The organism is Paenibacillus sp. IHBB 3054 (assembly GCF_051594305.1).
Classification (GTDB): domain Bacteria; phylum Bacillota; class Bacilli; order Paenibacillales; family Paenibacillaceae; genus Paenibacillus_AQ.
This window is the reverse complement of sequence record NZ_JBOFBG010000014.1, coordinates 1-22250: the sequence shown is the minus strand read 5'-3', so window position 1 is coordinate 22250 and position 22250 is coordinate 1. Positions and strand designations below refer to the sequence as shown.

Genomic DNA, 22250 nt, shown 5'->3' with positions numbered 1-22250 from the left:
CAGAGTCTCCACAGCATTTACGGTTTATAGGTTAGCTTTCGCTGCAGCAGCCAGCCAATCGGCTAAATCATTGATTTGATTAAGCATTGCAATGGGATCGCGGTACCAGGAACTCGATTCATTCCACAAATATACGCGTCCTTCCTTGATCGGAGGAAGAATTCCCCAGATGGGATCAGCCTGCAGCTGCTCCAATGAGGATTCGGAGGTTAGCACAAGATAATCTCCCATATACTCCGGCAATAGCTCCAATGAAAATTCAGCATAGGATTCCTGAAGCATTTTTTCGGGTACTGCTGCGGGTGGGTTCATCTCCAACTGCTCGTACATAATACGTCCGCCTCTGCCGGACTTGCTGCCAAACAAATATACAAGACCATCAAACTCTTGCATAACAGATACCGTTTCATTCTCTGAGACAGCTTCCTGTACCTGTTGCTTCGCGCTAGCTATCTGCTCCTGGAATTGTTCCTTCCATTTCCGGCTTTCTTCCTCCTTACCAAGCACCTTGCCGAAATAGTCCATTTCAGCTTCAACGGATTCAAATGCATTGTACGGCATCACAACAGTAGGAGCAATCTGTTTATACTTATCATAGGTTTCTTGATCCGTTACATGACTAATAATCAGATCAGGTTCCACCTCAAGCAGCTTTTCCAGCGAGTTGCCCACATCCACCACACCGTCAAGCATTCCTTCAAGGTATGGACTTGACATTAAAAATTCCTCTGCCGCAATGGGCTTAACATCCAGTGCAAGCACAGTACCCAAATAGGAAATAGCAGCCACCCGTTGAGGATGAACAGGAATCTCCACTTCACCAAATGTCGTAGAGACAGTTTTGGTTTCCTGCGGCAATCCGTCATCCGGCTGAATGGCCGGAGTCGATACCGTTTTATTCTGTTGTTCATTTGGCGCCTGGCTGCTCCCCGCAGCTTGTGATCCGCCTTGAGATGTTCCGCATGCAACAAGCAGCAGCATGACACATAAGCTGAGCATTGTGGTCATTTTCTTGTAATGGTTAAGCATATCGAACTCTCCATCCTCCGTATATTGATAATGATTTTCATTATCATCAATATGATATCGTTGGATAAGTTTCATAACAAGAGACGGATTTAACTTCTTTATAGCATGATCCGAAACACCCCTTTGCCCGGCTTCTAATTGTGCTCTAAACATTCCGGGAGCAACACCCATGTTTTTTTTAAATATACGGTTGAAATATACAACGTCAGTATAGCCAACATACGTAGCGATTTCCTGCAAAGAAGCATTGGTAGCAAGCAGCATCTCCTGTGCTCTATGCATGCGAAGTTTGATGACATAGTCAAGCGGACTGTAGCAGGTCTGCTCTTTGAATTTTCGTGAAATATATTGAGGACTGTAATTAAGCTGCTGCGCTAGCCGTTCAATGGATACCTGACCACGATAATGCTGTGACAAATACCGCACAACCTGCTCCGCTACTGATGGCTTGGCTGCTTTCCAGTACTGCTTATCCTTTAAAGCGTGATGGAGGAATTGCATAAACATTCCTTTTATCAGCAGCTTACCTATAGGGCTTTTGTTAGTATGCCAGCCCTCCAGCATCTGCTGGGCAAGACTGAGCAGTTCCAGCGGCTCTGCTGGAGAAATCCCCCACATATGATCGAAGGGGCTGTCCGTTTGCATCAGGATATGAAATTCACGCAAGGAGTTCTGCGGCAAAACAGCTTTATAGAAAATGAAATACAGCTCCATACCCTTCTCCGTATTTACTTTAAGGCTCCTGCCTTTGCCTGCGTGCAGCAGATAAAAACCATCAGCCAGCCAGATCTCTTCATCCAGCCAAAGCTCGCCGCTACCGTGCGTACAAAATATAAAAGAACTTGCAGGCAGGACATAAGGCAGATGAAACTCACCTGCTTCTACCCGCCGCAGCCGTATATCCAGCACTCTTAGAAGCACCTGATCCCAAAGCTGCAGGTGATGATCGTTGTCCATAATCAATGTTCTCCTTTATCTTCACGGCTGGACAGCACCTTAATGGTCATACAACTTCATCACCCATTGCAGCATATGGCACATCGGCCATAAACGTTGTTCCCGGCTTCCCGTCATCTACAACCTGAAGCTTGCCCTGCAGCTTCTCCACGCTTTTCCGGACCAGGTACAGACCGATCCCCCGTTGCTCTCCCTTGGTGGAGAAGCCTTGAACAAATACCTGCTCCCGCAGCGCCTCTGGAATGCCCGGTCCGCTGTCCCGCACGGTGCAAATCAGGCGCCCCCGTTCATAACAAAAAGCAAGCTCTATCTCCTTGATGTTATGCTCCTTCAGTACCTCCATAGCGTTGTCCAGTAGATTGCCGGCAATCGTGATCAGTTCATGAATGCACTGCGGGTCTGCCGATTCCGGCAAATAGCTGTCCCCGGTCAGCTGCAGATCAATTCCCGCTTCGCGGGCCCGGCTCAATTTCCCCAGCAGGAAGCCTGCCATCACGGGGTCCTTAATCTGTCTCGTAATGGAGCCAATTTCCTTCTGGTAGTTGCCCACCATTCCCGAGATGTACTGCTGCAGCTCATCGTACAGGCGCATATGTGTCATTCCCATAATGACATGCAGCTTGTTCATGAATTCATGCGTCCCGGCCCGCAGGGCGTCCGCATATACGGAAATGCCGGACAGCCGTTCAACCAACACGGCAAGCTCGGTCTTGTCCCGGAATGTAGCGATGGCTCCCGCAATCTGGCCATTCACCCGGATCGGAACACTGTTGACGAGCAAAGTGATGCCGTTCAGCTCAAGATCCTGATCCACCTTTGCTTCCCCCGTGGCCAGCACGGGCTCAAGACGCAGCTCAGGCCAATAATCTGCGATATGCCGGGTCATCGCATTTCCAGTAATGCCCACCGTTCCCAGAAGCCGCTCTGCTTCCACATTGATCATTGTGATCCGGGCTTTATCATCTACCGCAATAATACCTTCGCGTGCAGACTGCAGCATGGCGCTGCGCTCTTCCAGCAGCTTGGAAATATCCGAAGGCTCCATGCCGAACATCATCTGTTTGATTTTCCGGGCCAGCACGATCGCCCCTCCAGCTCCAAGCACGGCACCGGACAGCAGAATCGCAATGATAGTCCATTCATTCTGCCGTACCAGACGGTGTACGCGTTCCAGCGAAAGTCCGACTACGACTACTCCCACCTGAGAACCTCTGTTGTTATACACTGGCACAAAAGCGCGCAGTGACTTGCCCAGCAGCCCCTCGCCTTCGGAGATACTCTCTTCCCCGCGCAGCGCCATCTTCTGTCCTCCACCCACAAAGTGCCTTCCAATCATTGAGGCATCAGGATGGGAATAGCGGATACTGTTCATATCGATTACGACTACAAACATAATATCATTGCGGCGGGTGATTTTGGAGGTATAGGCCTGAATCTCCTTGCTGCGACCCTCCCCTAGCCCTTCCGACACCAGCGGCATCAGGGCAAGCGTGCGGGCAATCGTAATGGCTTTATCCTCCAGGGCATGGCGGGTCTGCGGGATAATCTGATTCCGGAAAATAACGTAGAGCACCAGCATGACCAACATCACCACAGCGGATACCATAACTGCAACCTTCGTCCTTAGGCCATAACCTCTTTTCTTGGCCAAAACTTAACCTTCCCCCTATCCGGTCATCTCGCCCTCTTCAAGACGGATGATATTTGCCGCCTCTCAGCAGACGGCGCAAAACCAGCCAGCTGCCCAGCGGAGATGCACCCAGCAGCAGCATCAGCAGCGTGATAACCTGTGGTGAGTCGTTCACAGACAGCACCGCAATGAATACGAACACCCCTAGCAGCCGTCCGCTCATGAGGCTCAGCTCCCTCAGCACGACAAGCTCGACCCGTTTGCCGGCAGCCTCCGCTGACAGGCCCATCAAGTCAAAGCTGGTCGAAACCATAGGCAGCATATACAGCGGAATACAGAGCGAGGTTCCTATGCCCATGATCAGCAGCGTCCCGTAGCTGACTTTCCAGAGCAGCGGCGTAATCACAGCCACCAGCAGCAGGCCACCGGCCAACATGCCTGCGGAGCGGAATTTGGGCTTGAACCACTTACCGGCAGCAAAATAACTGATCAGAGATACAGCTGAGGTAATTAGAGCAAACTGCCCCAGCTTACTCTCCTCCCTAGCCGCTATGTACACTAATAAGCCGATCAGAAATGAAAAAACGCCCTCACGCAGACCTTGAAACAGCAGCGCAGCCGCTGCCGGTCTCCATGGGCTCCCGGCACGTCGGAGCTCTTTCCATGGCTCCAGCCAAAGGTAGGTCCCTTCGCTCTTACGCTTCTGCAGCAGAAAGCTGAGTACGGCTGAAATACCATAAGTGCAGAGCGAGATTATAAATACGACGCGGTACCCGCGTTCCCCTGGCCACAGCGAGATCAGCCAACCGGAAATCCACGGTCCGACAATGCCAGTAAAAGAACCAAGCAGCCCCATCCACCCATTGAAGAAATCGCGGTTCACCGCTTCGGTAATTTCGAAAAATACGATGTTGAACGCAAGCCAGAAGAAGCCTATCGAGAGCCCCAGGATCAGGCCTAGCGGCCAGATATAATGTACTGCTTGTCCGCCAAGCCACAGCACCAGCAAATAAAAAAAGCCCGAAACGGCGATTCCCAGCCGCAGGGCATTCATCTTATTATGCTCCTTCACCCATTTGCCGCCTACCCAGAAGCTGAGGCCAACAGCCACCTGCTGAGCAACCGTAAACCAGCCGATCATGGCAAAATTTTGGCGGCTTTTCCACAGATAGACGTTCAGAAAAGTGCCTGCCAGCACACTCGCCAGCATATACAACCCGGCCACGGCAAGCAGCAGAACCGCCTGATTACGCAATAAGCCTTTCATAATTAACCCCCTGCCTTTTGGACATTCCTAGCTTTAATATGTCCAGAAAGCAGGGCTGACATGAATCGGCATTTATTCCGCAGAGGTGCTCAGGTTACGTACAAACTGAATACGGTCTTCCTGCGCCAGATTGTGCTGAACATGAAAACATGAAGGGCATACATAGAGATTAAGCGCAAACGGCGCTTTCAATACAGCTCCACCCAGTGCTTCGGGAGTTGATGGCTCAAAGCTGTCTACCTTCTGTGTACCGGCAAGCACCATCAGTTCATGACATTGCGGGCACTCGGGCGCTTCAAGCTGTGCAGCAAGAATTGCAGAAACGCTATGCTCATAACGCTTCATATCATAATCGTCGCTGAATTGGCTGGCAGTATTGAAGATTGGCACTACGCTCTCCTTGTCGCTGTCGTCCCACAAGTCCTCATCGCTGATTTCCTCTGACTCCGGTTCGTCCTCAGTCTCCGGCTCGTCTTCTTCCAGATCGTCACTGCCCAGAGTGACTGTACGGTAGCCGCTAAGCTCATTGTTGCAGTGGGGGCAAGTCTCTTCGGGTCCAAATTCCTCGTCCCACACGATTTCGGTATGACACCAAGGGCATACGGTTGTTTCCATCACTAAAATCTCCTTCTTACCTCACATTTAAATTCAATTCACCATTAAATAAATAATACCGGCCGCTATAAAAGCCAGGGCAGAGAAAAACAGAATCCGGATCAGCATCTTCATGGTTTTCCTACTCCCCGAGTTTAGAATATAGCGGCGCCAATTACATAAGACAGTGAAACCGAGATCAGCATGGCCGTCAATCCGACAGCACGGTTATCTGCGGCAATTTCATCATCAATTGAAAAAACAGGGGTTAAAAACTCGAACAAAAAATAGGCCAGCAAGAGCAGCAGAAATCCGACAACCGACCATTTCATCGTCTCGTAAATTGATGCCCCTGCCTGTATGCTGAAGCGCAGGATATTGCAAATGCCGAAGATTTTGCCGCCTGTCGCCATGGCTACCGCCAAATTCCCTTTGCGGATTTCTTCCCAGCAGTTATATTTCGTCACCATTTCAAAAAAGGACAGAAACACCACCAGCCCCAAAATCGCCACGGTGAAGTAACCGATCAGCGCGCCCAGCGGATGGCCCAGCATAAGATCAATAGTTTCTTGCATCTTTCCCCCTCTTTCCGCCAGGCTCCGCCGCTATTGCAGTTCAGCCACGGTTACGCCCGCGCCGCCCTCATTATAATTCCCGAGCCGGTAGCTTTTGACATGCTTATGCTTGCGCAAGTACTCCTGAATGCCTGTTCGCAGCACGCCGGTTCCTTTGCCGTGTATGATCGAAATCTGGCCCAGGTTGCCGAGAAAGGCTTCATCAATAAAGCGGTCGGTCTCCATGATTGCCTCTTCCAGGTTCGTCCCGCGCAAGTCCAGCTCACTGCGAATGTTCTCGTCACGGGTACGTTTCACTGTAGTAGCCCGGCGAAGAGCAGGAACGGGGACATCCGGGGCGGAAGCCAGGAACTCCAGATCGTTCAGATTAACCTTCATCTTCATAATGCCGAATTGCACCAGCGCTTCCTTCGTTCCGCTCAGCTCCACGACGAAGCCTTTCTGATTCACGCTCGGCAGTTTGACTTCATCTCCGGGCTGAATCCGCCGCGGCGCTTTGCTGCTGCTGCTACGGGATACCGCCTTCTTACGCGGTGCCGGCTCGGCTTCATCGAGGCGGCGGCGTGCTTCAATCAGCTTATGCTCCTTGACGGAGGCACCTTCCTCCATCGCCAGCCTCCGCAGATCGCTGATGATTTCCTCCGCTTCCTTACGCGCCTTGTCCAGAATGGCACTGGCGTCTTTCTCCGCCTTCTCCAGCCGCTTGTCACGCTGGCTCTCCAGCTTCTCCAGCTCCAGCTGCTGCCGGTTGCGGAATTCTTCCGCTTCACGGCGGACCACTTCGGCACGCTCGCGTTCATTCTCTGCACCCAGACGGTTCTCTTCAAGTGAAGCAATCATGTGCTCCACGCGCAGATCCTCTTCCTTGACCTCGCCGCGGGCATGCTCAAGAATGTCACTCTGCAGGCCGAGGCGTTCGGCAATGGCAAATGCGTTGCTTCTGCCCGGCACACCAATCAGCAATCTATAGGTTGGGCTGAGACTTTGCACATCAAATTCCATGCTGGCATTGATGACCCCTTTGCGTTCATAGGCATAAGCCTTCAGTTCGCTGTAATGCGTGGTGGCCACCATCCGGCATTCTATCCGGTGAATATGCTCCAGAATCGCAATGGCGAGTGCCGAGCCTTCGGCCGGATCTGTTCCCGCTCCCACTTCATCCAGCAGGATCAGACTTTTCGGAGTCATACGCTTCAGTATGGATATAATATTGGTCATATGGCTGGAAAAGGTACTGAGGCTCTGCTCAATGCTCTGTTCATCCCCAATATCGGCATAAATCGCATCAAATACACACATCTGGCTGCCTTCCTCTGCCGGAATGAACAATCCGGACATCGACATCAGGCTCAGCAGGCCGATGGTCTTCAGCGTAACCGTCTTACCGCCCGTATTCGGCCCGGTAACGATGATTGAGCTGTATTGATTGCCAAGCTCCACATCCAAGGGAACGACTTGTTCCGCCGGAATAAGCGGGTGGCGTCCCTTGCGCAGCTTGAGGTAGCCACGATCATTCATCCGCGGCTGGGTCGCTTTCATATCGCGTGCCAGACGCGCCTTGGCAAAGATGAAATCAAGCTCGCCAAGGATATCGACATCATAGGTCATCTCTTCAGCAATGTCACCTACCAGCGCGGTCAGCCGGTGGAGAATGATCTCAATCTCGCGTTCCTCGCGCAGGCGGGTCTCCCGCAGCTTGTTGTTCATCGCCACAATGGACTCCGGCTCAATGAACAGCGTTGCCCCCGAACCGGACTGGTCATGCACGATTCCGCCAAAATGGGCGCGATATTCGGCCTTGACCGGAATGACAAACCGGTCACCGCGGATCGTCACCAGCTGATCCTGCAGCATCTTGGCCACTGAGGAGGAACGGATCATCGAATCCAGCTTTTCACGGATTCTCGTCTCCCCTCCGCGCAGCTCCCTGCGGATCGTGGCAAGCTCATGGCTTGCCGAATCGAGCACATCCGCATTCTCATCAATGCAGGCCCGGATGTCATCCTCTACATGCTTCTGCTCCGAGAGCAGATCGCTTAAGGCAAACAGAGAATGGATCTTCTCATCCTCATGCATGGCAGCCAGAAACCGCTTGACCCGGCGGGCTCCGCCAATGGTATTGCCAACCGACAGCAGCTCCGTCGTTCCCAGCATGCCGCCGATGGAGGCGCGTTTCAGCGCAGGCCGAATATCGCTGACCCCGCGGAAAGAAGGAATTCCCTTCAACCGGTCAACGTTAGCCGCCTCATCTGTGGCCTGCAGCAGTTTCTTCACCCCTTCAAAATCACCGGAGGGCTTCAGGTCTTCCGCCGCCAGCCGTCCCATCGGAGTTTGCGTATATTGCATCAATTTATTTAAAATCTTGCGATATTCAAGCGTATGCAAAATCTTGTCGTCCAATTACTGTCACAGCTCCCTTCATAGATGTTTACATTATACCTAATTCGGCCCATTTGCGCTATTTAGGCATAGAATCGGCGATTCAGGCCACAATAACAACTGCACATATCCTTGAAACGAAGGCAAAGGAGGTTAGTTCAGTGAAATTTTTGGGTCATGTCGTCCGTTTCATCGTTGCAGCCATCGTGCTGCTGGTTGTCGGCTGGATTGTCCCGCAGTTTACGATCGGCGGTTTCTGGAGTGCGCTTGTCCTTGCCCTGGTGATCGCTCTGCTTGGCTGGGTTATTGAGGGCATCTTCGGCAAAAAAACAACGCCCTTCGGCCGCGGAATCGTCGGTTTTATCGTCAGCGCGTTAGTCATCTGGATCGCCCAGTTTGTCGTGAGCGGTGTCAGCGTCTCGATCCTTGGCGCGCTTCTGGCAGCACTCGTCATAGGGATTATCGACCTGTTTCTGCCGGTATCCACTCCGTTTGAAGCGGGAAAATAACGTATCGCCTATCAGTGGCTCTGCAGACAACGAAACCCCCTATTTCCGGATTATAACGGAATTAGGGGGTTTATTATAGTAACTTACGCATAGGACATGACCGGATCATCGTCATGGGCTACAGATGCGGTAACCACAGTATTCTTTCCGCTCCGCTTGGCTTCGTACAGGGCATTGTCTGTCTTGCGGAACAGCCGCTCTTTGCCGTCTCCGAGCTGGTAATCACATAATCCGATGCTGACCGTAATCGGCTTGTCACCGGCATAGGGATGCTCCATCTGGGCGATGTTTATCCGCATCTTCTCTGCAGCGGCATAAGCATCGTGAAAGCTTTTATCCGTGAAGATCACCGCGAATTCCTCACCGCCATACCTCGCTGAAAAATCATTTAAGCTGATCAGGCTGCCCATCTTGGCCGCAACCTCCTTCAGCACAAGGTCTCCGACCCAGTGTCCATAAGTATCATTCACCTGCTTGAAGTTATCAATATCAAACAGCGCCAGCTGCAGCCGCAGCCCGTTGCTTTCACACTGCTCCAGCAGCGAGTCCAGATATTCATGAAATGACTTGTGATTGTAAAGACCGGTAAGTGCATCAATCTTCAGCATCTTATCGGAAATTGCCCGCTCGACCATAAGTTCCTGTTCGGATATGGTCAGCTGCTCCAGATGCTCACGGGCTTCACGTGCCCGGACAATTACAGCCTGAGCCATCACAACGAACACAATAAACACGCACTCTACCATCAGAAACTCCAACAGCGGCTTATCCAGCAACGGCCGTTCCAGCCCCAAATAAACACCGGCATAAAACAGTAAGCTGATCAGTCCCAATCCGTGCAGCAGTCTTTGATCGAAATAAACAAGCGCAATCATAATTGGCATCATCAGGGTCATTTGTGCACCGTCAACAAACGGCTCCAAGACGAAATACATCAAATAGGACACAATAAACCCGCAAACAACAACAGCCTGCTTGTGATATTGCAGGGTAGTGCGCAACCACATTTCGGCGAGTATCATCGCGATCACAATCATTAAATTACATCCTATAAATAGGTGCCCCTTGCTCGGAATCAGCACTGTCTTGACTTCAGGCAGATGGGTGGACAACATAAAGATAAGCTGGGCAGCCAGCATAAAAATTACCAGCACCCAATACCCGCTTAATATTCTCCGGTGCCATATCTCCGCATTCAACGTATCATTAGCTAAATTGATGTACATCCCCTACTTCTAACCGTTAATATAATAGCTTTCATTATAATAAATTTAATTTATTTTTGCATCATTTATTTGCATTTTTCGACAAACTTCGGACATATTTCCGACAAACTTCTGCGCCTGATTGTTCTTCAACAGTTTTGAAAAGTTTATCCAAGACTTCCGCTTAAAAGTAAGCTATGCTATTGTCACCAAATGGTATCAAAATATAGTTATAGGAGGATGAAGATGATCCGAAGATCAGCCATGCTGCTGTCCATCGCATTTGTTCTTATACTATCGGCCTGTAGTGGAGGCAACGGCAAGCAAGCCGGCTCCACCAGCAATAATGGCACTGCCGCTTCCGGCATCAAGCCGGAGGATGAACTCGTCATTTCTGCTACGAATTACAGCTTTGACCAGGAGGAATATCATTTAAAAAAAGGCGTGCCGGTGGAGATCACCTTTAAGAACGAAAGCGGCAATCACGGAATTCTTGTTCCTGAGCTGGAGCTTCAATTAACCGCCAAGGATTCTTCCCGCGTCATTGTTCCAGAGGAAGCAGGAACCTTTGAAATGACCTGTGCCATCATGTGCGGCTCCGGGCACAGCTCGATGAGCGCTAAGATTATCGTGGAATAATAGCATACAGTTATCCGCAGATGCCAACTTGATATCTAACAAGTGGAAACGGCTTCGCCGTCCTCAAAAGGACGGTATCCGTTTCAGCGAGAAATAGAAGGATAATTTATAGCGTGAAGCATATAAATTCTTATATTTAGATAAAGACGGGGCCCAGGCAGAATTCACTGCTGGGCCCCGTCTTTATCTTGCGTCCGCCATTCAACTATCCTGTTCGATCAGTTGAATCCATTCATTATATTCACTTTGCAGCTTGGCATATTCCCCTTGGAGATTGCGATGCTCCTGAGAGAGCTTATCCAGCTCACCTTGCCGCAGTTCGAACTGCGCCTGCACCAAACGAAGCTGTCCCTGCACGAGCTCGTAGCTCTCACCGATTTCTGCGAGCTGCTGCTGCACCTCGCTGCGCTCCCGGTTCATGGATTCAGCCTCGGCTTCAGCTTCTCCGGCCTGCTGCTGCCAGATCTCAATTTCCTCGCGCAGAGTGGCTTCCGCTTCGCTCCACTGCTGCTGACGCTGCTGAAGCTCTTCATACTTATGCTTCCAGGATGCCTCATACTCCCTCGCTTCCTTCAGCACTTCCTGCTGCTCCGCTGCAGTTACGGCAGCTTCACGGCTGGCTTCGTAGAGCTCTTCGAGACGCCGTGTAGACTCTTCACTTTCGGCTTCCAGCAGCTCGTATCTTTCGCGAAGCTGCTCGCCGTCCTGCAGAACATCATCATACTGCGCAATGAGTTCCTCATAACGCCCGCGCAGCGCCGAAAGCTCCTTGCGGGCTTCTGCTGCAGCTTCGCGCTGTGCTGCGCTCTCCATTTCCGCTTCTGCACGCAGCTGGGCCTCACGGTCGAGCTGCTGCACCATTCCATCTGCCTGGCCGCGGAGCGTATCAATCTCACGCTGCAGTCCTGCTGACTTCTCTTCGGCTTCCAGAAGGTTCATCTCCAGCTCGCTGATATCCTCCATATGCTTGTCCGCAAGCTCTTGCCAGTTCCCGGCTTCTTCTGCTGTACGGGTAAGCTCCGCCTGTACGTTCAGCAAACTGTCCTTGGTTCCTTGCAGCGACTTGCGCAGCTCTGAGGATTCTTGCTGTGCCAGCTCATACCGCTGGCGCAGTCCCTCCAGCTCATCGCTGAGCAGCCCTCCCAATTCCGCGGCAGAACGCAGCTCCTCCTTGGTGTGGCTCAAGGTATCGGTTGTTGCCTGCAGCGATTCTCTGAGTTCACTGGCTTCGCGCTGTACCTGCTCATAACGCTGGCGCAGCTCTTCCAGCTCCCCATTCAGCAGTGTTCCCAGTTCCGTAGCGGAGCGCAGCTCTTCAGAAAGCTGCTCCTCCCGGCTTAGAACCGCTTCATATTGCGCCAAAAGCGTCGTACGGGCATCACGTTCACCCTTCAGCCCCGCTTCCGCCGCTCTCAGCCTGGACTGAAGCTGCCCGGTTCCGCCGCGCAGCTCGCTAAGCTGCTTCTCCAGCTCTCCGAGCTGCTGCTTATGCCGGTGCTCTTGGGTACCCTGTGACTGCCGCAGCTCCTTATTCTTGGCAAGCTCTTTCTGCAGCGCTTCTCTTTCGGTGCTGAGTTCTTTGTCCAGCGCGGATTTGGTATCCGCCAGCTCCTTGCTCAGCGAAGTGCGGATCTCCACAACCTCGCTTCCCAGCGACTCCCGGGTCTCGGCCAGTTCCTGCTGGAGAGCCGACAGCGTTTCCGCTTTCTCCTTGGACAATGTCTCCCGGAGAAGCTCCAGCTCCAGCACATGCGCCGCTTTCAGTTCTTCCAGCTGCTCCAGACGTGCAGCTTCAAGCCGTTCCAGCTCCTGCCGGTGACTCTCGCGGGCAGCAGCCTGCTCATTCTCATTCGTATCCCGCAGCGCCTTCAGTTCCACCTCGCGGGCCTGCAGCTCTTCAGCCAGCTTATCCCGGTCCGCTGCGGCCGTCTTCCCTGCTTCAAGCAGCTGCTCAGCGTGAACCTTGCGCTCCTGTTCCTGTATCTCCAAATGCCGTTTGCGTTCCTCTTCAGCGGCAGCAATCAGCCGTGCTGCCTCTTCTTTGGCCGAGGCATCCAGCCGTTCGAATTCCTCCTGCCGCTCCCGCTGTACTTCGAGGAGACGCGATACCTCCACGCGCAGCTCCGTGCGCTCGCCGGTCAGCATATTCAGCTCGTTCTTAAAGTCCTGAACCTGAATGGCCTGCTCTGCCATATGTACGGCTGCAAGCACCGCAATCCGCGGTGTATCCAGTCTGGAATGTGATTTGGAAATTGCGCGCATGTGCTCGTCCACATAACGGGCAACCTGCTTCATATATTCAGTGCTGCTTCCGACAAGTTTATAGGAAGTTCCATATATCTCCACGGCGACACGAGTCCGGTCCATAGCCACAGTTGTGCCCTCCTTTGTATGTGTGCGGATTCTAAGTTGCTATCCCTGCTTCTATTGTAGCGTTATTCTTAAACATTTGGCAAAAAAACGTCTTCATTATTTGATTTAGTCCATATCCGCCGCACCTTAGACTTATTAGAAAAAAGCCGCAGCGAATCTCTGGTTCTAAATGGATTCGCTGCGGCTTTGCACAATTCCTGCTACTTTCTTAATTCCGCACCAAAAGTTTGCTGAAGTGCGGAAACAACCTTATCATGCACTTCCCCGACTTCCTCGTCGGTCAGTGTATGTTCCGTATGGCGGTAGAGCAGCGAGATCGCTACGCTCTTCTTCCCGCTTTCCATTTTGCCGCCGGTGTACACGTCGAATACCTGTACATTCTGCAGGAGTGTTCCCCCATTCTCACGGATGGAAGCCAGCAGATGGCCTGCCGGAACTTCCGAATCCACAACGACTGCAATATCCCGTTCCATTCCCGGGAAGCGCTGCAGTTCACTGTACTGCAGGTTAGCGCGCGCGGACTCATAGAGCGGCTGCAGCAGGATCTCAGCTACATAGGTATCCTCCAGATCAAGCTTGCGCTGCAGTTCAGGATGAAGCTGGCCGATCGTTCCGATCTTCACGCGCCCTTCATCTCCCAGCAGATACACCGAAGCGGAACGGCCCGGATGATAGTCTTGCGGGGCATCAGCCTCATAAACTACGCGTCCGGTAAGTCCCAGATGGGCAAACACGGTTTCCAGCGCGCCCTTAAGATCGAAGAAATCGACAGGCTCTGCCGTCACATTCCACTGTTTGGCTGCGCGGTTTCCGCTCAGCAGCAGTCCCAGCACCGGCAGCTCACGCGGCTGGCGGGTGAGCTGCTCTTCATCGGTGAAGAAGACATTGCCGATTTCAAACAGCGCCAGATCGCTTTGTCGGCGGTTGGTATTGTAGAGGGCAATATCCAGCAGCTGCGGAATGAGGCTGGTACGCAGCACGCTACGTTCCTCGCTCATCGGCATGGCCAGTTTCACAGAAAGTTGGCCTTCTGCAAGCGCAGGGAACCATTTGCTCTGCTCCGGCTGGATGAAGGAATAACCCATGACCTCCTGATATCCGCCAAGGGACAGCAGGCGGCGCAGCTCGCGGCGCAGGAACTGCTGTCTAGTGAGTGCTCCAGGAGTGGTAATGCCTTCCATCAGGGTTGTCGGGATATTGTCATAGCCATACAAACGGGCAATCTCTTCAATGAGATCCACATCATAGCTGATGTCGCCGCGTCTGGTTGGCACCTGAACTTCAACGACTCCCTGGGAGGCATCGCCGCATTTGAAATGCAGACGGCCAAACAATGTCTTCACTTCCAGCAGCGACAGCTCCGTGCCGAGATAGTTGTTCAACTTCTCCAGCGACAAGGTCAGAACCTTCTCCTGTACAGAGTCTCCTCCTGCCTGAACAATACCTTCATGCACTGAACCCCCGGCATAACGCGCAATCAGCGCTGCCGCCCGGTCCAATGCCGGAATTATGGCATTCGGATCCACTTCTTTCTCGAAGCGCAATGATGCTTCAGAGCGGAGGCCGAACTGGCGTGAAGCCTTGCGGACCGTTCCACCGTCGAATTTGGCCGATTCCAGCACCAGATTCACTGTTTCTCCAGTTACTTCCGTTGCCAGTCCGCCCATCACTCCGGCAAGCGCTACGGCTTTTGCCCCATCAGCGATCACAAGCATTTGCGGCTCCAGCTTGCGTTCTTGCCCGTCGAGCGTAGTCAGAACCTCGCCTACCTGCGCAAAGCGGACACCAAGCACGCCGCCTTCCACCTTGTCACTGTCAAAGGCATGCAGCGGCTGTCCGTATTCCAGCATGACGTAGTTAGTGATATCCACGATGTTATTGATCGGACGGACACCTGCAGCCATCAGCCGGTTCTGAATCCAGAGCGGAGAAGCAGCAGGCTTCACTCCGGTAATATAGCGAACTGCATAGTGGGAACAGTATTCGTCATTCTCGATTTTTACGGAAATAGAGTCGGATGCCTTGCCCCCGGTCTCTACCAGATCCGCTGCCGGATCGGGCAGCTTCAGATCCCGGCCAAGAATCGCACTTACCTCATAGGCTGCGCCAATCATGCTTAGGCAATCGGACCGGTTCGGTGTCAGATCGAATTCAAGAATTTCATCATTCAGGCTCAGCACCTTCAGGATATCCTGGCCGATCTCGGTATTCTCAGGCAGAACAAGAATGCCTTCCTGCAGTTCTTTCGGCAGCAGCTTGTCATTCAGCCCAAGCTCCTTGGCCGAGCAGATCATGCCTTGCGACAATACGCCGCGCAGCTTGGCTTTTTTGATGTCCAGGCCCGGAAGCTTCGCGCCCACCAAGGCTACAGGCACCTTTTGCCCCGCTTCGACATTCTTTGCTCCGCATACGATCTGCAGATCCTCGCCCTGTCCTGCATCCACGATACATACGTTCAGCTTATCGGCGTCGGGATGTTTTTCTTTCGATTTCACATATCCGGTTACAATCCCGGAAAGCCCCTTGTTGCGGCGCTCAACACCGTCAATCTCGATGCCTGCAGTGGTGATTTTGTCCGCCAGCTCTTCAGCGGTTACTCCCTCTAACGATATATAATCAGCCAGCCATCCGGTTGATACTTTCATGTCCGCTCACTTCCTTTATTTCAGATGTATTTATCTACCAGCCCGCTCACCCGTCAAAAATCTAAATACCCTTGAACTGCTTCACGAAGCCCATATCATTGGTATAGAAATAACGGATGTCGTCGATGCCGTATTTCAACATGGCAATCCGCTCCGCACCTACTCCGAAGGCGAAGCCGCTATACTCCTCAGGGTCGTATCCGCCCATTCTGAGTACATTCGGATGCACCATGCCAGCACCGAGGATTTCCAGCCAGCCGCTCTGTTTGCACAGCCGGCAGCCGTCTCCGCCGCATTTGAAGCAGCTGACGTCAACTTCAACGCTAGGCTCGGTGAATGGGAAGAAGCTCGGGCGAAGACGGATCCCCGCACTCGGGCCGAACATTTCTTTCATGAACTGCTGCAATGTACCCTTCAAGTCACTCATGCGGATACCCCGTCCAATGACCAGACCCTCGATCTGATGGAACTGGAAGGAGTGGGTGGCGTCATCATCATCGCGGCGGAACACTTTGCCCGGACAGATGATTTTGACCGGTGTTTCGCCCTGCATTGCCTGCATGGTGCGGATCTGTACCGGAGAGGTCTGCGTACGCATCAGGAGATCATCCGTCAAATAGAAGGAATCCTGCATATCGCGTGCCGGATGGTTCTTCGGCAGATTAAGCGCCTCGAAGTTATAGTAATCCGTCTCTACTTCAGGGCCTTCTGCTACCCGGTAGCCCATGCCGATGAAGATATCTTCAATCTCCTGCACCACCCGGGTGAGCGGATGAATTCCGCCTTGCGGCAACCCGCGGCCCGGCAGCGTAACATCGACTTTCTCTGCCTGCAGGCGGTTCAGCGTTTCCTGCTGCTGGAATGCCTCCTGCTTGGAGCCGATAATATCTTCAATCGCGCTGCGTACCAGATTCGCCACCTGGCCGATTACCGGACGCTCTTCCGCGCTAAGCCCTCCCATTCCCCGCAGAACCTCGGTTAACTCGCCTTTTTTGCCCAGATACTTCACGCGTAAGTCATTTAGAACCTGCGGATCGGTTACTTCCTGCAGCTTAGCCAATGCCTCAACCTTCAACGCTTCCAGCTTCTCTTTCATGGCGTGTACTGCCCCCTTAATCATCATATTGTCAACAAAAAAAGGCCTTTCCTCCCGGTAAGGGACGAAAAGACCGTGGTACCACCCTTGTTAGACTGCTGTACCACTTCCCTTAAGAGCTGTATTCCCTCTTTCGGTGCGGTAAAGACATGCCTCACTTTAACAGAAATAACGGTCTGCGGCCGGTTTCCCCTACTGTTTTCCTTCAAGAAGATCTTGAAGTGAATTCAGGGAACTGCTCCGGAGTGAACTTCGGCAGCTCTGCTCTCCTAGAAACGCTCTCAATCTGCGGCGTCTCCTCCCTGTAAGCCAGGCACTGCGTACTCTTCTCCATCACTGCATTTATAATGATGTTGCTGGGAAACTGCATCTTCTTACTCAGAAGATATGTCTATTCATTATATGCACAAAATGTCGTTTTGACAAGCCGACAAATTCAGAGGAATTAATCCCTAAACTCGCCGGGAACGAACCCGCTAACCTTTAATATAGGAGACGGGAGCGGCAGCTATGATATTTTAGCGCTTAGCACAGAAAGGGAGTATCGTTTGTAGAAAACTTGGGTAATAGGACTCAGGGGTTGGAGTATGAATTAGTCAGTACTATACATAATGTTTAAATCTGAAGCTAATTATATCAAGATCCCCATCTCCTCCCGGCTTACCGGATCGCTTGATGACCCGAAAGGTCGGCTGGCAGGGGATTTTGGGCATTTCAGGCTCGGATCAACCTCTTATATTCCATACTCGGCCCGGATGCCCTAAGCAGGACGTCCTACATACTGATGAGAAGGATCCCTAATCGTACTGGAAGCACTATGTTTCTATGACTATTTGAAAGACACTCTCTCGTTGTCCCTGCGGCCAATTACCCGCAGCTGGGATTAGTTCCGCATAGGTATCATCTACTATCAAAGAGATTTCTCAAAGTTTTATGCGGGGAGAGGATGACAGTGGCTTTATACAAAATCAAAAACACACGCAGATTAATCCTTTTATTTGCCGCTATCTCCGTTATTCTGGTGGGCATCAGCACCGCTTCTCTGCTGTATCTGAACCACACAATTAACCGGCTTTCAGATTCACTGTACAGCGATGTCTACCAAAATTCAGAGCTGATTCTGAATGCCGACCGGGATCTCCATCAGGCTGCCCTTGCGCTGCACACGGTGATGAACCGGAACATTACGCGTGAACAGCGCAGCCTGCTGTCTCAGGAGTTTCATGACAATAATGCCCAGGTGAAGCAGCGGCTGGGTATGGCCAGCTACAACATCAACGCTATGAACCATCCGAAAAAGAGGATGACACAGAGCAATCGGCTGCTCTCCCAGCTGAGAAACGAGCTGCTGAGCTTCGAAGACGCTTTTGAAAACTGGAAGAATACCGGGCAGGAACTGATCTCCCGGCGTATGGAAAGCAATTGGAACCCGGATACGTACTCAGCTACCATGATCAACACCCGGCTGAGTGAGGTCCGCAGCAGTCTGGATCAATCCGAGAACCTGATCGATAACTACGGACAGCAGATTACCCAAGAGTTCCGTGAGCGAAAAAGCACCCTGTTCGCGGCCTACTCGCTGATCTTGTTCCTGCTTATGCTCGTTATTATTTATCTCTGCCGCAGAGTAGTTTCGCTGCAAAGTGAGATGCAGGAAGATCAATCCCTATATCAGCTGATCGGTGAGACCATGTCTGACTTTATTATTTTGACCGATCCAAACGGCATGATCCTGTACGCATCGCCTTCCCATTCCAGCGTGCTTGGCTACGTGCCGGACAAAGGTGTTCCTCTCTCCAACTACATCCGCGAAGCCGAATTCTCCTGGGCGAAGCTGAAGAGTGTGGTCCAGGGGACTCCGCGGATTTCGGAGCTGCGCATGCGTTCGGCAGAAGGCCACTGGGTGTGGCTGGAAACGAAAATCTCACCGATCACCGGCAGCCGTGCTTTTCCCGCGCAGTATATGCTTATCTCTCGTGAGATTACCCAGCGTAAGCAACATGAGGAACGGCTCCACAAGCTGGCCTTCTATGACCATTTAACAGCAATCCCCAATAGAGCCCATTTTAAAATGTACATGGAGAACCTGATAAATCAGCCTGAGGACCGCAGACAGGAAATAGCAGTTGCGCTGCTCGATTGCGACAGGTTCAAGCAGCTTAATGATACTCTTGGCCACTTGGCCGGAGATGAATTCCTTCAGCTGCTCTCCCGTGAGCTGCAGCAGACGGTTAAAGGATTCGGTCAGGCGTTCCGCATCGGCGGCGATGAGTTCGCCGTCGTGCTTCACCGCTTTACCAATCCAGAGATGCTGGAGGAAATGCTGGACCGTTTGCTTCAGCTGTTCAACAAATCCTGGTCCGTCAATCAAGGCTCCAGCTTTCATACTTCCGCCAGTATCGGCGTAGCCCTTTATCCGCAGCATGGCGGCAGTATCAACGAACTGCTCCACGCCGCCGACCTGGCGATGTACCGCTCCAAAAACAGCGGCGGCAACGAAGCCAATCTATACAATAAGCTTGTGGATGAAGAGCATTCAGACAAGCATAAATAAAGAAGCAGGCAGCAAAACAGGCTGTTCCGGAATCACTGCCCAAACGGCGGCGAATCTGGAACAGCCTTTATCAGTTGAGTGGCTATCCGTTTCTTCTATATCTTAACTTCAGCTGCTTAACTGAAGCGGATTATCTGCATCGCCGCTGCTTGCACTGCTGCGGTCTTGCACCAGTACCTTAAGCAGCGCTTCACTGCCGGAGCAGTCAATAAAGCGGTCTCCGCTGCCATCCTTCTCTTCCCAGTCATTCAGCCGCAAAATATATCCAACCGACTCTGTTCCCGGCACCACTTCGATCCGCGCTACCGCACGTCCATCCTCCATCTGCCGGAAATCGCACTGCCCATCCTGGATGCCTGTACCCCAAACCCAAAGATTCCAGCCGCGGTAATCGCCGTCAGGGCGGTCATAATGAACCTCAATGATTTTTGCCCGCGGTGCAGGCTCGCCGTAGACATCATACAGTACCATCATCGACAGTCCTTCAAGCTCTACTGCATGATCTGTAGCAATACGGAAGGCTTCTGTTCCGGCACGGGAATGATCTACCACAATGTTCCAGCAGCCGCCTGTCTCAGGCAGCTGCTGAGTAACAGGCCCCCAATTGGCGTTGAAGATAACAACGATGTTGTTCCAGACATCACCGCCTGCATTATCCTTCAGCTGATAAGCGACGACGCCGTCTTCACAGCGCAGGAACTCCAGTGAGCGCTCGATCTCCTGCCGTCCATGCAGACGGAAGGCCGGATGCTTCCGCCGCAGCTCAATAAGCCCTTTATAGTATTGAAAGACAGGCATAAATGTCTCTTTGTTATCCCAGCGGATCGCATTGACGGCATCAGGGGAACGGTAGCTGTTATGATCCCCACACTTGCTGCGCAGTATTTCATCTCCAGCATGCAGAAAAGGAATACCTTGGGAGGTTAAAATGATCCCGTTCGCCAGCAGGGATCGGCGCACAGTTTCATTGCCAAGAACATCCTGCGGGTCGATTGCGAAGTACGGATTTGCTCTAGCAACCGCCTTTTCGACCTCTCCGCCGCCCTTCAATCTTCCGTTCTCCAGTTCAGGCAGATTCGCCGCCTGGCGCTGGCCTTGGGAAGCAAGCACCTTATCCCAAAGATTCAAGTTATCATGAGCGGTTACATAATTCACCGTTTCGACAGGCGAGTCGGTAAATTCATGAATCGCTCCTTTTATTCCCGACGCCACTGCGCCTTCTTTGCCGTATTCACCGGTTGCGAAGCCTTTGCCCCAACCATCGCTGTCGCCTTTTATTGCCGCGCGGAAGTTGTCATTGAACATGGCATAACCTTTGCCCCGCTGTACACCCTTCAGCGTTTTGTCCGCCAGCGGAGAGTCCCCTCCTGTCCACGGCTCCCCGTAGATCAGCAGATTCGGATTAATGGCAAGGCGCAGCTCTTCGGTAATTTCACGCATGGTTACGCTGTCCATCAGACCCATCAGATCAAACCGGAATCCGTCGATATGATACTCTGACGCCCAGTATAACAAGGAGTCCTTAATATATTTGCGCACCATAGGCCGCTCCGTGGCAATTTCGTTGCCGACTCCCGAACCATTGGACAGTCTACCCAAATAATCATGACGGTAGAAATACTCCGGCACCAGCGGCTCGAATGGCCCCTTCTCAACAGAATACGTATGGTTGTACACCACATCCATAATGACCGATATGCCTCGGCTATGCAGCGCCTGCACCATTTCTTTAAATTCGCGGATCCGGGTCCCCGGTTCAGCCGGGTTGGTACTGTAGGACCCTTCGGGTACATTATAATGCTGTGGATCATACCCCCAGTTATATTCGCTGTAATGTCCCGCTTCGGTGTCCAGACCATTTGCATTCAGTTCGTTTACCGTCTGGAAATCGAATACCGGCATTAGATGCACGTGGGTAATCCCCAGTTCAGCCAAATGATCAATCCCCAGTGCATTCCCTGCGGAATCACGTAATCCGGTTTCCGTAAAAGCTTTGAACTTCCCTTTATGCAACATGCCAGAGCTCTCATGGGCGGAGAAATCCCGCACATGCAGCTCATAAATTACCGCATCTGCGGGATGTGGCAACTGGGGTGAACGGTCCTCTGCCCAGGAGGGCGGATCGGTCTCACGCAAATCCACAATCGCCGACCTCATCCCGTTCGCCGAAACAGCGGTTGCATAGGGATCGGCGGCCTCCCTTATACTGCCGTCGGCAAATACGGTGCGGTACATATAATATTTGCCTTTCAGATCTCCGGTAAGCTGCGCCTGCCAAACACCGCCGTCCTGGCGCTGCATGGGGATAATCACTCCACTGTCTTTGGAATAAACGGCTGATACATCTGCGCCGGTCCCTCCGGTCTCGTACAATACAACCGATACGGTAAAGGCCGTTGGGGCCCATACTTTAAACTGGCTGCAGCCAGCAGTGTAGGTTAGTCCAAGATCTTTGCCTTCGTAGGTCTCTATTATTGTCTCTGTATTTATATAATTGCTGTTCATGTATTCCACCATCCCCCTGTTCTCCGCCATATTGCCGGATAACGGTTTACTTCACTTAAATCCAACTATTTCCACTACGGAAGAAATTAATACTTGCACAGATCTGCAAGCGAAGTCTATAGAGTACTGTCTTTCTTTTGAATCATAATATCATATGTAACACTATGTTCACAGGTTTGGGTTCCACCCGTTTTATGTGCCCACATTCTATTATCGGCTGCTGCACCCAGGCATTTGAGCTTGTCCTTATAAATGACAGCACGAACAACAGATGATGTACTGCTGCCGACAAC

14 protein-coding genes and 1 other annotated feature are annotated in these 22250 nt (G+C 52.0%); of the genes, 3 read left to right on the top strand and 11 right to left on the bottom strand.

Annotation, left to right across the window (positions count from 1 at the left end; all coding sequences use genetic code 11):
* Positions 1–24: 24 nt before the first annotated feature.
* The 6 genes from ACQ76X_RS16745 to ACQ76X_RS16720 all read right to left on the bottom strand — a co-directional run bounded on the left by ACQ76X_RS16745 (position 25) and on the right by ACQ76X_RS16720 (position 8452).
* Positions 25–1986 (bottom strand): AraC family transcriptional regulator, encoded by a 1962-nt coding sequence (locus ACQ76X_RS16745; protein WP_438495093.1) that lies wholly within the window; start codon positions 1984–1986, stop codon positions 25–27.
* Positions 1987–2032: 46 nt separating this feature from the next.
* Positions 2033–3637, bottom strand: coding sequence for a DcuS/MalK family sensor histidine kinase (gene dcuS / locus ACQ76X_RS16740; protein ID WP_438495092.1), 1605 nt, complete (start codon positions 3635–3637; stop codon positions 2033–2035).
* Positions 3638–3674: 37 nt separating this feature from the next.
* Positions 3675–4883: an MFS transporter gene (locus tag ACQ76X_RS16735; protein WP_438495091.1), complete on the bottom strand. Its 1209-nt coding sequence runs from the start codon at positions 4881–4883 to the stop codon at positions 3675–3677.
* Positions 4884–4955: 72 nt separating this feature from the next.
* On the bottom strand, positions 4956–5498 hold the full coding sequence (locus ACQ76X_RS16730) for a hypothetical protein (RefSeq protein WP_231578399.1): 543 nt from the start codon (positions 5496–5498) through the stop codon (positions 4956–4958).
* Positions 5499–5632: 134 nt separating this feature from the next.
* A complete protein-coding gene (locus tag ACQ76X_RS16725; protein ID WP_038588259.1) occupies positions 5633–6052 on the bottom strand; it encodes a DUF350 domain-containing protein in 420 nt (139 codons plus the stop codon).
* A 30-nt stretch (positions 6053–6082) separates the two neighbouring features.
* The gene (locus tag ACQ76X_RS16720; RefSeq protein WP_438495090.1) at positions 6083–8452 is read right to left on the bottom strand and encodes an endonuclease MutS2; all 2370 of its coding nucleotides are present in this window, start codon (positions 8450–8452) and stop codon (positions 6083–6085) included.
* Positions 8453–8592: 140 nt separating this feature from the next.
* Between ACQ76X_RS16720 and ACQ76X_RS16715 the strand changes: the two genes are divergently transcribed.
* A complete protein-coding gene (locus tag ACQ76X_RS16715; RefSeq protein ID WP_038588253.1) occupies positions 8593–8940 on the top strand; it encodes a phage holin family protein in 348 nt (115 codons plus the stop codon).
* An 83-nt stretch (positions 8941–9023) separates the two neighbouring features.
* On the opposite strand, the gene ACQ76X_RS16710 is transcribed toward ACQ76X_RS16715, so the two are convergent.
* Positions 9024–10166: a diguanylate cyclase gene (locus ACQ76X_RS16710; RefSeq protein WP_438495089.1), complete on the bottom strand. Its 1143-nt coding sequence runs from the start codon at positions 10164–10166 to the stop codon at positions 9024–9026.
* 225 nt (positions 10167–10391) lie between these two features.
* On the opposite strand from ACQ76X_RS16710, the gene ACQ76X_RS16705 reads away from it, so the two are divergent.
* Positions 10392–10784, top strand: a complete 393-nt coding sequence (locus ACQ76X_RS16705; RefSeq protein WP_438495088.1) for a cupredoxin domain-containing protein — start codon at positions 10392–10394, stop codon at positions 10782–10784.
* Positions 10785–10985: 201 nt separating this feature from the next.
* Here ACQ76X_RS16705 and zapA read toward each other — a convergent pair whose 3' ends face one another.
* The 3 genes from zapA to pheS form a co-directional block, all read right to left on the bottom strand.
* Positions 10986–13151, bottom strand: coding sequence for a cell division protein ZapA (zapA, locus tag ACQ76X_RS16700; protein ID WP_438495171.1), 2166 nt, complete (start codon positions 13149–13151; stop codon positions 10986–10988).
* A gap of 206 nt (positions 13152–13357) precedes the next feature.
* Positions 13358–15802: a phenylalanine--tRNA ligase subunit beta gene (gene pheT, locus ACQ76X_RS16695; RefSeq protein WP_438495087.1), complete on the bottom strand. Its 2445-nt coding sequence runs from the start codon at positions 15800–15802 to the stop codon at positions 13358–13360.
* A 61-nt stretch (positions 15803–15863) separates the two neighbouring features.
* Complete coding sequence (gene pheS / locus ACQ76X_RS16690) at positions 15864–16898, bottom strand: phenylalanine--tRNA ligase subunit alpha (protein ID WP_076111454.1); 1035 nt, start codon at positions 16896–16898, stop codon at positions 15864–15866.
* 57 nt (positions 16899–16955) lie between these two features.
* Positions 16956–17244: a binding site (T-box leader), on the bottom strand.
* A gap of 606 nt (positions 17245–17850) precedes the next feature.
* Here pheS and ACQ76X_RS16685 point away from each other — a divergent pair.
* Positions 17851–19452: a diguanylate cyclase domain-containing protein gene (locus tag ACQ76X_RS16685; protein ID WP_438495086.1), complete on the top strand. Its 1602-nt coding sequence runs from the start codon at positions 17851–17853 to the stop codon at positions 19450–19452.
* Positions 19453–19560: 108 nt separating this feature from the next.
* Here ACQ76X_RS16685 and pulA read toward each other — a convergent pair whose 3' ends face one another.
* The gene (gene pulA, locus ACQ76X_RS16680) at positions 19561–21957 is read right to left on the bottom strand and encodes a type I pullulanase (protein WP_438495085.1); all 2397 of its coding nucleotides are present in this window, start codon (positions 21955–21957) and stop codon (positions 19561–19563) included.
* Positions 21958–22250: the final 293 nt, after the last annotated feature.

Excerpts from the sequence above, each read along its gene's own strand:
- ACQ76X_RS16745 (WP_438495093.1), bottom strand. The coding sequence starts at position 1,986 with ATGGACAACGATCATCACCTGCAGCTTTGGGATCAGGTGCTTCTAAGA.
- ACQ76X_RS16735 (WP_438495091.1), bottom strand. The coding sequence starts at position 4,883 with ATGAAAGGCTTATTGCGTAATCAGGCGGTTCTGCTGCTTGCCGTGGCC.
- ACQ76X_RS16730 (WP_231578399.1), bottom strand. The coding sequence starts at position 5,498 with ATGGAAACAACCGTATGCCCTTGGTGTCATACCGAAATCGTGTGGGAC.
- ACQ76X_RS16725 (WP_038588259.1), bottom strand. The coding sequence starts at position 6,052 with ATGCAAGAAACTATTGATCTTATGCTGGGCCATCCGCTGGGCGCGCTG.
- ACQ76X_RS16710 (WP_438495089.1), bottom strand. The coding sequence starts at position 10,166 with ATGTACATCAATTTAGCTAATGATACGTTGAATGCGGAGATATGGCAC.
- ACQ76X_RS16705 (WP_438495088.1), top strand. The coding sequence starts at position 10,392 with ATGATCCGAAGATCAGCCATGCTGCTGTCCATCGCATTTGTTCTTATA.
- zapA (WP_438495171.1), bottom strand. The coding sequence starts at position 13,151 with ATGGACCGGACTCGTGTCGCCGTGGAGATATATGGAACTTCCTATAAA.
- pheT (WP_438495087.1), bottom strand. The coding sequence starts at position 15,802 with ATGAAAGTATCAACCGGATGGCTGGCTGATTATATATCGTTAGAGGGA.
- pheS (WP_076111454.1), bottom strand. The coding sequence starts at position 16,898 with ATGAAAGAGAAGCTGGAAGCGTTGAAGGTTGAGGCATTGGCTAAGCTG.
- pulA (WP_438495085.1), bottom strand. The coding sequence starts at position 21,957 with ATGAACAGCAATTATATAAATACAGAGACAATAATAGAGACCTACGAA.